Source organism: Streptomyces sp. NPDC014995 (assembly GCF_043080745.1).
Taxonomy (GTDB): domain Bacteria; phylum Actinomycetota; class Actinomycetes; order Streptomycetales; family Streptomycetaceae; genus Streptomyces.
On sequence record NZ_JBIBVX010000006.1, the window covers coordinates 304,135 to 315,955 of the forward strand.

At 72.6% G+C, this 11,821-nt stretch carries 11 protein-coding genes; 4 read left to right on the top strand and 7 right to left on the bottom strand.

The genetic code is table 11. The features are described from left to right. Positions 1 to 159: 159 nt before the first annotated feature. Positions 160 to 348, top strand: coding sequence for a hypothetical protein (locus tag ACF1A1_RS15025; RefSeq protein ID WP_392000007.1), 189 nt, complete (start codon positions 160 to 162; stop codon positions 346 to 348). 101 nt (positions 349 to 449) lie between these two features. Here the strand turns inward: ACF1A1_RS15025 and ACF1A1_RS15030 are convergent, their stop codons facing one another. Both ACF1A1_RS15030 and ACF1A1_RS15035 read right to left on the bottom strand, forming a co-directional pair. Continuing rightward, a complete protein-coding gene (locus ACF1A1_RS15030) occupies positions 450 to 1,160 on the bottom strand; it encodes a hypothetical protein (RefSeq protein WP_392000008.1) in 711 nt (236 codons plus the stop codon). Positions 1,161 to 1,223: 63 nt separating this feature from the next. Next, the gene (locus ACF1A1_RS15035) at positions 1,224 to 1,649 is read right to left on the bottom strand and encodes a hypothetical protein (RefSeq protein ID WP_392000010.1); all 426 of its coding nucleotides are present in this window, start codon (positions 1,647 to 1,649) and stop codon (positions 1,224 to 1,226) included. 132 nt (positions 1,650 to 1,781) lie between these two features. On the opposite strand from ACF1A1_RS15035, the gene ACF1A1_RS15040 reads away from it, so the two are divergent. Next, on the top strand, positions 1,782 to 2,294 hold the full coding sequence (locus ACF1A1_RS15040; protein WP_392000011.1) for a SigE family RNA polymerase sigma factor: 513 nt from the start codon (positions 1,782 to 1,784) through the stop codon (positions 2,292 to 2,294). 82 nt (positions 2,295 to 2,376) lie between these two features. Next, a complete protein-coding gene (locus ACF1A1_RS15045) occupies positions 2,377 to 3,657 on the top strand; it encodes a hypothetical protein (RefSeq protein ID WP_392000012.1) in 1,281 nt (426 codons plus the stop codon). Positions 3,658 to 3,782: 125 nt separating this feature from the next. Here ACF1A1_RS15045 and ACF1A1_RS15050 read toward each other — a convergent pair whose 3' ends face one another. The 3 genes from ACF1A1_RS15050 to ACF1A1_RS15060 form a co-directional block, all read right to left on the bottom strand. Continuing rightward, positions 3,783 to 5,108, bottom strand: a complete 1,326-nt coding sequence (locus tag ACF1A1_RS15050) for an Nramp family divalent metal transporter (protein ID WP_392000013.1) — start codon at positions 5,106 to 5,108, stop codon at positions 3,783 to 3,785. A 192-nt stretch (positions 5,109 to 5,300) separates the two neighbouring features. Beyond that, positions 5,301 to 5,774: an ATP-binding protein gene (locus ACF1A1_RS15055; protein WP_392000014.1), complete on the bottom strand. Its 474-nt coding sequence runs from the start codon at positions 5,772 to 5,774 to the stop codon at positions 5,301 to 5,303. Between the two features lie 199 nt (positions 5,775 to 5,973). Further along, on the bottom strand, positions 5,974 to 8,841 hold the full coding sequence (locus ACF1A1_RS15060) for an ATP-binding protein (RefSeq protein WP_392000016.1): 2,868 nt from the start codon (positions 8,839 to 8,841) through the stop codon (positions 5,974 to 5,976). Between the two features lie 383 nt (positions 8,842 to 9,224). Here ACF1A1_RS15060 and ACF1A1_RS15065 point away from each other — a divergent pair, with 383 nt between their 5' ends. Then, a complete protein-coding gene (locus tag ACF1A1_RS15065; RefSeq protein ID WP_392000017.1) occupies positions 9,225 to 10,613 on the top strand; it encodes a M14 family metallopeptidase in 1,389 nt (462 codons plus the stop codon). Positions 10,614 to 10,616: 3 nt separating this feature from the next. Here the strand turns inward: ACF1A1_RS15065 and ACF1A1_RS15070 are convergent, their stop codons facing one another. Together ACF1A1_RS15070 and ACF1A1_RS15075 are read right to left on the bottom strand one after the other, a co-directional pair. Beyond that, the gene (locus tag ACF1A1_RS15070; protein ID WP_392000019.1) at positions 10,617 to 11,240 is read right to left on the bottom strand and encodes a hypothetical protein; all 624 of its coding nucleotides are present in this window, start codon (positions 11,238 to 11,240) and stop codon (positions 10,617 to 10,619) included. 159 nt (positions 11,241 to 11,399) lie between these two features. After that, positions 11,400 to 11,810, bottom strand: coding sequence for a RidA family protein (locus tag ACF1A1_RS15075; RefSeq protein WP_392000020.1), 411 nt, complete (start codon positions 11,808 to 11,810; stop codon positions 11,400 to 11,402). Positions 11,811 to 11,821 lie beyond the last annotated feature (11 nt).

Sequence of the window (11,821 nt, forward strand, 5' to 3'; positions counted from 1 at the left end):
CAGCCCTGCCTAGGGAGCCCGGACGACGCCTGGTTGCCGCTGCGGGCGGCACCGGTTGGTTGCCGCTGCCGGCACGCGCCGGCGACCAGGCGTCGGGATCACGCCACACCCGAACAGCGCGGCGAACGTCCGCGTTGCATCGGGCAAAGCACTGATGTGGTGATCGACTTCACCTACGACGAGGCGGGCCGTGAGTTGGCCCGCCGGGTCGGCGAGACGGTCACCCTGAACCACGCCTTCGACGCCGTCGGCCGCCCGCCGCCTGACGACGCAATCAGTGCGGCAGCGGGCGGCCGCACGATCCGTTCGACTGCACCGACCCCGACGGCAACGCCTACATCGCCATAGCCGGCGCCGAGGACGACTACCTCGCCGACTCCCGTGACGCGCTCCGCACCATGATCCTGGACATCAAGGTGGGGAAGGCCGACCACCTGCTCTGAGGGAGGTCACTTCAGAGGCCGCAGGCACAAGCTGGTCGTGCCGGCCTCGCTGTACTCGAGGGACGCCAGGAGGTCGCCCTCCTCGCAGCCCGTCGGTCCGGGGTTCGTGACCTCGAACTGGGCGTCCGTCGAGCCGCACGGGACGGTCTTCAGGTCCTGGTCGCTCCAGGAACCGTCGTTGCGGGCGCACGAACCCACAGTGAGCGGTTGGGGGTCGCTGTCGCCGCTCACCGCTCCGACGACCATCAGCACGGGGGCTGCCACGACCAGCAGACCGAGCAGGGAGAGGGGGACGAGGGCGATCATGCCAGCCGGGCGTTTCATCACCGGCTTGCCCGGGTCGAGGGGTGGCCGGCCGCCCCAGGCCGTGGGCTGGGGGAGGCTGAGGAGGGCGGAGCGGGCGCCGAGGTTCATCAGCAGGACGGCGGCGGTGATGAGTACCGACAGCGGGCTCCACCAGCCCAGCAGCATGGTGTTCGCCTGCATCTCACGGAAGACGGCCAGCCCGCAGATCCGGCAGAACACGCCCTGCCGCCGCAGGTTGCGCATGATCACGATCATGCCCTGATGGCCTCGGACCGTCACCGGCGCGGCGGGGGCGGCTCCGCACACCTGGCAGGTGAGGGCGGGTGCCGGTCCGGCCTGTGGTGGGTACGGTGCCGACGCGTACGCCGGGTGGCCGACGGGCGGCTGGTGGGGAGGTGGGGGTGTGCTCACGAGGACTCCGTTGTTGATCAAGCAGCCGGGCAGCACCCTATCCCGCGCCCACTCCCAACTTCCCTACCCCGTCGGCCGGTAGTGGCCCAGCACCCACGCCAACTGCGCGAACCAGCCCGGCAGGACGTCCCGCGGCCTGGCGTTCACCACGCACTCGTAGACCCTGCCGTCCAGGTGGACCACGGCCACCATGAGGGCCTTGCCGTTGGGGCCGGCCTTGTAGTGGACGCTGCGGATCTCCGGCCAGTCGAAGTCGGCCGCCACGCCGTACATCTCGAAGGCGATGCCCGAGGCGTCGACGACGATCGAGTTCTGCTTGTCGACCGCCAGGAACTCCGGCGCGGGCCGCCCCGCCGGGGCTGCATGCTGGGGCGCCTGGGGGGCGTACCGGGGCGCCTGGGGGATCTCGTACCGGGGTGGCGGCTGGGCGGCGTACTGGGGTGGGGGCGGGCCGAAGCCCGGGGGTGGGGGCGGGGGCTGGTGGGTCATCCGGAGGCTCCTCGTGCGGCGCGGTGAACGAGACTGTGCACATTCTTTCCGTCGCCCCTGAAACATTTCCCGCACCCCGCCCCATCAATGAGGTGAGGACAGTGCGGACGGACACACCAACTGGGGGAGCACATGAGGCAGGCAGCCCGCGTGGATGAGTACGCGGAGTTCGCTGCGGCGCGCGCCGGGCAGTTGTACCGGTCCGCCTGTCTGCTCACCGCCGGGGACACGCACCTCGCCGAGGATCTGGTTCAGGAGACCCTCGGCAGGCTGTACCTGCGCTGGGGTCGCGTCTCCCGGGCGGACAACCCCGCCGGGTACGCGCAGACCGTCCTCACCCGCACCTTCCTCGCCCATCAGCGCCGGCGCAGCAGCGGCGAGCGTGCCGTGGACGTCTTCCCGGAGCGGGCCGACAGCGCGGGTGCCGACGTACCACTGCGGCTCACGCTGGTGCAGGCCCTCGGCCGGCTGCCCGCGAAGGACCGGGCCGTCCTCGTACTGCGGTACTGGGAGGACCGGTCCGTCGAGGAGACCGCCGGCGCGATGAACGCCAGCTCCGCCGCCGTACGGACACGGTGTGTGCGGGCCCTCGGACGGCTGCGGGAGCTGCTGGGCGAGGACATCGGCGAGTACGCCAGACCGTAGCCCCGCCGCCCGCGACGCCCGCCTCACCCACCCACACACGACGTCTTCTTTCACTTCGAACCCCGGGAAACGGTGGTGTGCCATGCCCGTCGAACAGCCCAACGACCCCTTCGAGGACCGGTTCTCCGCCGCCCTGCACCAAGCGGGCGGCACCTTCGACACCGACCGCGCGGCGCTCGTCGCCGCGGGACAGGCGCACGGGCGCCGGCTGCGGCTGCGGCGGCGGGCCGCCGTCGCGGGGGGTGCGGCAGGCCTCGCCCTCGTGGGGGTGGGCGGGGCTCTGCTCGTACCGTCCGAGGGAGAGGCGAGCACCGCGCGGCGCACCTCCGTCGCCGCGAACGGGTCCGGCAGGCCGGGTTCCGTCTCCGCCGACGAGATGGTCCGCACGCTCGAGAAGCTGCTCCCCGAGGGCAAGGTCAGCGGGACGCAGGGTCGCGGGACGGACGATCCGCTGCCGCCGTTGGCGTACGTCGTGTTCGACGACGGCAAGGGCGCGGGGGCCGTCTCGCTGTCCGTGGACCGGATCCCGCGCTCCGGCGGCGCCGGGGCCTTCGTCCCGGCCCGTGAGGTGATGCCGTGCCCGGACACGGACGCGCCGACGTCGGGCCTGGACCACTGCTTGACCGAGACCCTGCCCGACGGCTCCGTGGTGACGCTCTTCCAGGGGTACGAGTACCCCGACCGTCGCGCCGAGACCAAGGCGTGGGGCGCGGACCTGGTCACGCCGGCCGGGCAGCACGTGAGCGTGAGCGAGTGGAACTCCCCCGCCCAGAAGGGGGAGCCGGTCAGTCGGTCCGAACCGCCGCTGTCGCTGGCCCAGTTGAAGGCGCTGGCCGCGGCCGAGGAGTGGCGCGGGGTCGCCGACGCCCTCCCGGAGCCGAGCCGGCAGCCGGCCCCCTCGAAGACCGGGGCCGCCGAGGACGCCACGGGCATCGGGGGCCGGCGGATCCTGGCGATCCTCACCGCTGCGCTCCCCGACGGTCTGAAGGTCGTCTCGCGCGGCGCGCAGGACACCGAGTTCGCCTACGTCGTCGTGGACGACGGCAAGGGCAGGAGCTACGTCCAGATCAACGTGCAGGCGGACATGTCCGACGTCGCCCACCAGCTCTACGGCCCCGACTCCCAGACCCTGCCCGACGGCACGCGGGTCGCGACGCGCCAGGGGCCGGGCGAGAAGGGCGGCGAGGGGGTCGTGATGTGGACGGTCGACACGATGCGCGCGGACGGCAGGCGCGTGGTGATCAGCGCCTTCAACTCGGGCCGGCAGGACACGGCCGCGACCCGCGACCAACCGGCCCTGAGCATGGCCCAGTTGCGGGAGATCGCCCTCAGCCCGCGGTGGCTGGTGATCGAGGGCGGCTGACCGATGGCGGACCGGCCCTCAGCGGCGGGCCGGGCGGGCCGGGGCTCTCCTCGGCCCGCCGGGGCTCTCCTCGGCCCGCCGGGGCTCTCCTCGGCCCGCCGGGGCTCTCCTCGGCCCGCCGGGGCTCAGAAGAACTCCGACCACGGCTGGTCCCAGATCTGCTTCACGCACAGGACCAGGAACAGCACCCCGGACAGCGCGAGCATCCCGTTGCTCACCCACCCGTTGCGCCACTCCCGGGGCGTGCGCGAGGAGTTGAGGAGCAGCATCAGGGTCACCGCGAGGAACGGGAGGAAGGCCGCGCCCAGCACGCCGTAGAGGATGATCAGGCGGAAGGGCTGGCCCTGGAAGAGCAGGACCATCGGCGGGAAGGTCAGCCACAGCAGGTAGGCGCGGAACGGCCAGGAGCGCTCGCGTGCGCCGGAGGCGACCTCCGCGCCGGTCGCCCGCTCACGGCTGCGGTAGCGGGCGACGAAGTCCGCGAACATCAGGCTCACTCCGTGCCAGACGCCGATCAGGGAGGTGAAGGAGGTGGCGAAGAAGCCGATCAGGAAGAACTTGGCCGTCGCGGTGCCGTACTCCCGCTCCAGGATGTCGCCGAGCTGGATGAGGCCCTTGTCGCCGGCGGCGATGGCCACGTTCGCCGAGTGCAGCAGTTCCGCGCCGACGAACAGCATCGCGATGACGAAGATGCCGGTGGTGGCGTAGGCGACGCGGTTGTCCAGGCGCATCACCTTCATCCAGCCGGTGTTGGTCCAGCCCTTGGCGTTGACCCAGTACCCGTAGGCCGCGAGGGTGATGGTGCCGCCGACGCCGCCGATCAGGCCGAGGGTGTTGAGGATCGAGTCCTTCTCGTCGGGGAGGACGGGCAGGAGGCCGGCGAAGGCGTCCGGGAGGTTGGGGGTGACCCGGATCGCCAGGTACACCGTCACCAGGAACATGACGCCGACCAGGACCGTCATGACCTTCTCGAAGACCGCGTACTTGTTGAACCAGACGAACACCAGGCCCACCAGCCCGCAGGCGACACCCCACCACTCGAGGTCCATCACGTCGGGGAACAGCGCCTGCAGGGGCAGCGCGCTCGACGACATCGCCGCCGCGCCGTAGACGAAGCCCCAGACCACGGCGTAGACGACGAAGAAGTACGTCGTCCAGCGGCCCAGGCCGGCCCAGCCGTCGAACAGGGTGCGGCCGGTGGCGAGGTGCCAGCGGCCGGCCGCCTCCGCGAGGGAGATCTTCACCAGGCAGCCGAGGACCGCCGCCCAGAGCAGCGTGTAGCCGAAGTTGCTGCCGGCGATGAGGGTGGCGACCAGGTCGCCGGCGCCGACGCCGGTCGCGGCGACGACGATGCCGGGGCCGATGTAACGCCAGCTGGACTTGTGGGGGGTCGGGTGGGTGCTGCCGGATGGTGCCTCGGTGTCGGTGGGGTTTCCCGTGGTGTCCGCCATGAGGGTCAAGAAAGCCCAACGGAGGCGGTCCGGCAAGAGGGTGTGCCGCGATCTCCTCCGGATGTGCTCACCTGGCGGTCACGCGCCGAGGGGCGCCGGCACCCACGCGCCCCCGCGACGCGCCGCCGCGACGCGCTGCCGGGGACCGGCCTCCGGCCCCCGGCGGCCGGTTCGGGCGGGGCGCCACGGCTGTCACCGACCGCAGCCGTCGCACCCGCACGTGCCCAGCTCGAACCACACGGTCTTGCCCGACGCGTCCTGGTGGCAGCCCCAGCGCCGGGCGAGCGCCTCCACCAGGAACATGCCCCGGCCGCTCTCCGCGCAGCCCGCCTCCAGGACCTGCGGGGTGCGGCGGCCGGTGTCGGTGACCTCGCAGCGCAGGATGCCGTGCGCGGCGGACAGGGCGAGCCGGAAGTGGCTCGCGGAGTGCAGCAGGGCGTTGGTGGCCAGTTCGCTGACGAGCAGGACGGCCGTGTCCACCAGGTCGCCCCGGTCGGCCAGCCCCCACCCCTCCAACTGGCGGCGCACCTCGGCACGGGCCTCGCCGACCGCGGACGGCCGGGGGTCGTACCCGACGCTCAGGTTCCCCGCCCCGAGGGGCGGTTGCAGACAGGCGCCGTACGGAGGGTCGAGGTCCTGTAGGCGCCCACCGGAGAGTTCCAGCATGGCTTCAGGATGACCTCCCCGGACGACCCGTACACGGGGAGGACTACCTGATTCCGCACCTGTGGATACCTGCGTACACCCATGAGGTCTACGGGGCGCCTCGCGAGGTCCACGGATCGCCTCGCGAGGTCCACCGGTCACCCGTGCGGGAGGCGTACGGCCGTACCCCCGCCGACGGGACGGCGCAGGGGGGTGGGTGTCACCGCTGGGCCGTCACCCAGGCGGCGATCTGGCTGCGGTTGCTGAACCCGAGCTTGCTGAGGATGCGTTCGACGTGGCCTTCGGCGGTACGGCGGGCGATCACCAGGCGGTCGGCGATCTGCTGGTTGGCGAGGCCCTCGGCGACGAGTTCGGCGACCTGGGCCTCGCGGCGGGTGAGGCGGACGGCCGGGCCGTGCGGTGAGGGCGCGGGGCTCGCGCCCGGCTCATGGGGTGGGAGCAGGGGGGTGGCGGCCGAAGCGTGCGCCGGGGATGTGCGGCTCGGGGTCGCCGCGGGGCCGTCGGCCGGTTCGTGCGCGGGGGATGCCGGGCGCGGGAACTGCTCGCGCGACGGAGCGGGACGGCGCCGAGCCGCCTCGCCGTCGACGTCGCCGTCGCCGTCGCTCAGGGCGTGGGCGACGAGGTCGGTGAGGGCGAGGGCGGCGCCGCGCTCGTAGGCCCGGCGGAAGGCGGTGCGGCCCAGCGCCCGGCGGGCCCGTTCCTCGCTGCCGCGGCGGCCGGAGTTCAGGGCGGCCGAGCCCCAGCGGCTGCGGTCGACGTCGGCCCAGACGCGGTCGGCGCCGCCGAGCAGGACGGCCGCGTGCTCGTGGGCGCCGCCCTCGGCGGCGATACGGGCCAGCAGGTCGAGGGTGAGACCCATGCCGAGCACGTCGTGCACCGCGAGCTTCAGGCGCAGTGCCTCGCGGCCGTGCCGCTCGGCCTGCCGCCAGTCGCCCTTCACGGTGTGGGCGAGGGCCAGCATCCGCTCCACGTACGACAGCACCCACCGCTCGCCGTGCTCGGCGCACAGCCGGCGGGTCTCCTCGCAGACCACGATGGCCTCGTCGGCGCGGCCAAGGAGGCTCAAGGCGCACGCGAGTTCGACGCGGTCGAGGCCGACGAGGCTGAGGTGCTGGCCGGGGACGCGGCCGCGTTCGACGCCGGCCCGGAAGTGGTGCAGGGCGCCGGCGAGGTCGTCGCTGAAGAGGCGGATGACGCCGACGACGTACTCGGCGTGGGCCGCCTCGGCCGCGTCGCCGAGGCGGCGGGCCAGGTCCCGGGCCTGTTCGGCGCGGCGGCGGCCGCGGGTGAGGTCCTCGGGGCAGCCGGCGAGGAGCCCCGCGGCCCACAGGGCGCGGGCGCGTTCGCGGGTGGGTTCGGGGTTGGCGTCCAGGGCGCGGTCGAGCCAGTAGCGGCCCTCGCGGGGGGCGCCGCAAGCGTGCCAGTGGAACCACAGGGTGCCGGCCAGGCGCAGGCCGGCGAGGGCCTCACCGGGGGCGGTGAGGCTGAAGTCCAGGGCGGCGCGGAGGTTGTCCTGGTCGGCGCGGAGGCGGGCGACGATGCCGGGCTGGTCGGGGCCGAACCAGTCCCGCTCGCAGGCGGCGGCTCGGTGCTGCATCCAGTCGCGCAGCCGGATCCGGACGGTGTGCTCCTCACCGGGGTACTGCCTCAGCCGCTCCAGGCCGTAGTCCCGGAGGGTGTCCAGGAGGCGGTAGCGGACCTCGCCGGTGGGGGTGGTCTCACGCCCCAGGACGGACTTGTCGACAAGGCCGGCTACGGCTCCGAGGACGTCGTGCGGGGGGAGGGGGGAGGGGGCCGGTGCGGGAAGTGTGGGGAGTGTGCGGAGTGCCGGTGTGGTCGGAGGTGGTCCCGCGGGCACGGGCGGTGCGGCGGGCGCGGCCGACACGGCGGGCGTACGGCCCGGCGCGGCAGGCACGGCGAGCGCGGTCGACACGGCGAGCACGGCGGGCGCGGCAGACACGGCAGACGTGGCGGGCGCGGCAGGCACGGCGGGTGGCGCGGCAGACGCGGCAGGCACGGCAGGCGCCGGGGACGTTCTCGCTCCCGCCGCTGCTGCCCGTCTCCCCTCCGGGGACTCCGGGGATTCCAGGTGCTCCGCGGACTCCAGGCGCTCCCCGGACTCCAGACACTCCACGGACACCAGGCGCTCCGCGGACTCCCAGGGTGGGTCCCCGCACACCGCCTCCGCCGTTTCCAGGTCGAAGCTGCCCGGCAGGACCGACAAGCGGGCCCAGACCCGTTGTTCCGCCTCGCTGCACAGGTCGTGGCTCCAGTCGACCGCTGCGCGCAGGGTCTGGTGGCGCGGGGCCACCGTGGGGCTGCCGGCGGTCAGGAGGTGGTAGCGGTCGTCGAGGCGGCGCAGGAGCTGGTCGACGTCGAGGACGCGCATGCGGACCGCGGCCAGTTCGATGGCGAGGGGGAGGCCGTCGAGGCGGCGGCACAGGCGGGCGACGGAGGCCCGGTTCGCGGCGGTGAGGCGGAAGCCGGGGACGACGGCGGCGGCGCGGTCGGCGAAGAGGGCGAGGGCCGGGGAGCCGTCGGCGGCGGAGAGGTCGCCGTCCGGGTCGGGGACGGGCAACGGCCGTACGTCCAACAGGTGTTCCTCGGTGAGGCCGAGCCGGTGGCGGCTGGTGGTGAGGAGCCGGATGCCGGTGGTGCCGTGCAACAGGGCGCCGGCGAGGGCGGCGCAGGCCGACAGCAGGTGCTCGCAGTTGTCGACGACGAGGAGCAGCCTGCGTTCCCGTACGCGCTCCACGAGGGCGTCCAGCACCGGGCGGTCGGAGTAGTCGCGCTGGCCGAGCGCGTCGGCGACCGCGAGCGGGACGAGGGCCGGGTCGTGCAGGCCGGAGAGGTGCACGAAGCGCACGCCGTCGGGGAAGGCGCGGGCGACCCCGGCCGCGATCCGCCCGGCCAGGCGGGTCTTGCCGACGCCGCCGGGGCCGGTCAGGGTGACCAGCCGGGCCCTGGCCAACAGCTCGCGCCCTTCGGCCAGTTCACTCCGCCGGTCGACGAAGCTGGTCGTCTCCACCGGCAGGTGACAGTCCCGTCGTGGCGCTGATCCGCCCATGATCAGCCAGTCCTCTGGGGGTGTGGTCGGAGGAGCGAGCCGGAGGGTGCGGCTCCTCTTTTTGTGCCGGTCCTTACCCTTCCCCGGTCCGTACATATATGCACGCGCGCCTCACACCCGCGGGTGACCTTTGTCGAGGGCCGTGCCCGGGGCGTCGGTCCTGCGTACACTGCGCGGCCGTCCGTGACGGCGAACTCCGTTCCCTCGCGGTCCGGTCGGCGTATGAATCCGGCCAGCCCGGCGCTTTGTTCGCTCTTGACCTGACCATGACATGAGTCGACGATGAGCGGCACCCCGCACAGGCACGTCGCAAAGCACCACCCCCCGCTCCACTCCCCCACACGTCCGGTGACCCCGGACTTCTGGAGAACCAAGGAGAGTTCATGCGACTCCGCATACGCGGCTCAGGCGTCCGCGGCTCCGGCACACGCGGCTCCGGCGGCGCCCGCAGCGGCAGACGGACCGCCGCCCTCGCCGCCCTGATGGCCCTCGCCCTCGCGGCACCGCTCTCGGCGACCGCCACGGACGCGGCGGCGGGCAGCGCCCCGAAGGCGGCCTCCACGGTCGACGACATCCGCCAGTACGAGATCCACGTCCACCACAGCACGCCCCAGATGCGCACCGCGATCGCCGCGTCCGGCGTGAGCGTCGACGAGGCCGACGAGGAGACCGTCGTCGTCTCCGGCCGCGCCGACCAGATCAAGAAGCTGCGCGCGCAGGGCTACGAGATCGCGCCGGTGGGCACCGCGCCGGACCGCACCGCCGAGGGCGAGGTGCGGCTGTACGACTTCCCGTCCGCCGACGCGCGGTACCACAACTACGCCGAGATGACCGCGGAGATCGACCAGCGCATCGCGGCCCACCCGAGCATCATCAGCAAGCGGGTGATCGGGAAGTCGTACCAGGGCCGGGACATCGTCGCCATCAAGATCAGCGACAACGTCGGCACGGACGAGGCGGAGCCGGAGGTGCTGTTCACCCACCACCAGCACGCCCGTGAGCACCTGACCGTGGAGATGGCCCTGTACCTGATCCGCGAGCTGGGCGCCGGATACGGCACCGACTCCCGCGTCACCAGCATGGTGAACAACCGCGAGATCTGGATCGTCCCCGACATCAACCCGGACGGCGGCGAGTACGACGTCGCCACCGGCTCCTACCGCTCGTGGCGCAAGAACCGCCAGCCCAACTCCGGTTCCTCGTACGTGGGTACGGACCTCAACCGCAACTGGGCCTACCGGTGGGGCTGCTGCGGCGGCTCCTCGGGCTCCACGTCCTCCGAGACGTACCGGGGGACGGCGGCCGAGTCGGCGCCCGAGGTGAAGGTCGTCGCCGACTTCGTGCGCAGCCGCGTCGTCGGCGGCAGGCAGCAGATCAAGGCCGGCATCGACTTCCACACGTACAGCGAGCTGGTGCTGTGGCCGTTCGGGTACACCACCGCCGACACCACCACCGGGATGACGGCGGACGACCGCAACGCCTTCGCGACGGTGGGCCGGTCGATGGCCGCGAGCAACGGGTACACCCCGGAGCAGTCGAGCGACCTGTACATCACCGACGGGTCGATCGACGACTACCTCTGGGGCACGCACAAGATCTTCGGCTACACCTTCGAGATGTATCCGGGCTCCGCGAGCGGGGGCGGGTTCTACCCGCCCGACGAGGTGATCGAGCGGGAGACCGCGCGGAACCGGGACGCGGTGCTGCAGTTGCTCGAGAACGCGGACTGCATGTACCGGTCCATCGGCAAGCAGGCCCAGTACTGCGCCTAGGACCTACTCGGCGTCCTTGACGTCCTTGACGTCCTGGGTGTCCTTGGCGTCCTCGGTGTCATCGGCGTTGCCGGTGTCCTCGGTGTCCTCTTCGAAGTAGGCGTCGAGCACCTCGTCCAGTTGCTCGTCCCACTCCTTGAAGCGCCCCCTGGCCGTCGCCTCGATCTCGATCGGGTACCAGCGGCGGTCGGGGGTGTGCACCGTGACGGTGAACCGCTTGCCGAAGCGCGGCGCCTCCGTCTCGATCGCGCCGATCTCGTCCCAGCGGAACTCGCACTCCTCCTCGTCGAGGCGGAGACGGACCCCCCTGGCGTCGGCGACGATCCGCGCCCGGCGGTCGGCGGCCTCGAAGACGGGGCCGTCGGGGGTCTCCTCCTCCGGCTCCTCCTCGGCGGCGTCGGCCGGTCCGGCCTCGGAGGCGGTGTCCTTCTCGACGACCGCCTCGTCGTCCTCCGTCTCCGGACTCTCCGCCTGCGGATCCTTCGCCTTCGGATCCTTGGCCTTCGGGTCCTTCGCCTTCGCGTCCTCCGGCTCCGCGGTCACGGGCGAGGTGAGCCCGGGGATGAATGCCGGGTCGAATCCGGCGCCCTCCAGGGGCTGGCTGCTCGAACCTATGCGCTGCTCCACAGCGGGCAGTATGGTCGAAGATCCTGTGCCGTACACAGCCAGCCCCTGACTTCGTTATCAGACGCCTACCTACGGCCCGACGCGCACGCTCGACACGGCGGCCGCCACGAACGGGGCACCGGTGGCGCGTTCTTGACGCTGTTCCGGGAAGTCGGTCGCTCAGTCGAGGACGGCGAGAGCGTCGATCTCGATCAGCAGGCCCCGCGGGAGCCCGACGTACACCGTGGTGCGTGCGGGTGCGGCCTGGGTGAGCCCCTGCTCCTCGAAGTAGCGGTCGTAGATCTCGTTGAACTCGGCGAAGTGCCCTGTGTCCGTCAGGTAGACGCGGATCATCATCACGTCGTCCCAGCTCGCGCCGCCCTCCTCCAGGATCGCCTTGACGTTGGCGAGGGTCTGGAGGGTCTGCTCGCTCAGGGTGGGGCCGGCGGGTGTGGGGGGCTTGCCCTCCTCTGCGGGCAGGAAGCCGACCTGGCCGGCGACCTGGAGGATGTTGCCCTTCCGGACGCCGTGCGAGAACTTCGCGGGCGGGGTGGTGTGGGTCCTGGGGGTGAGCGCGGTCTTCTCGGTCATGCGGCGCCTTT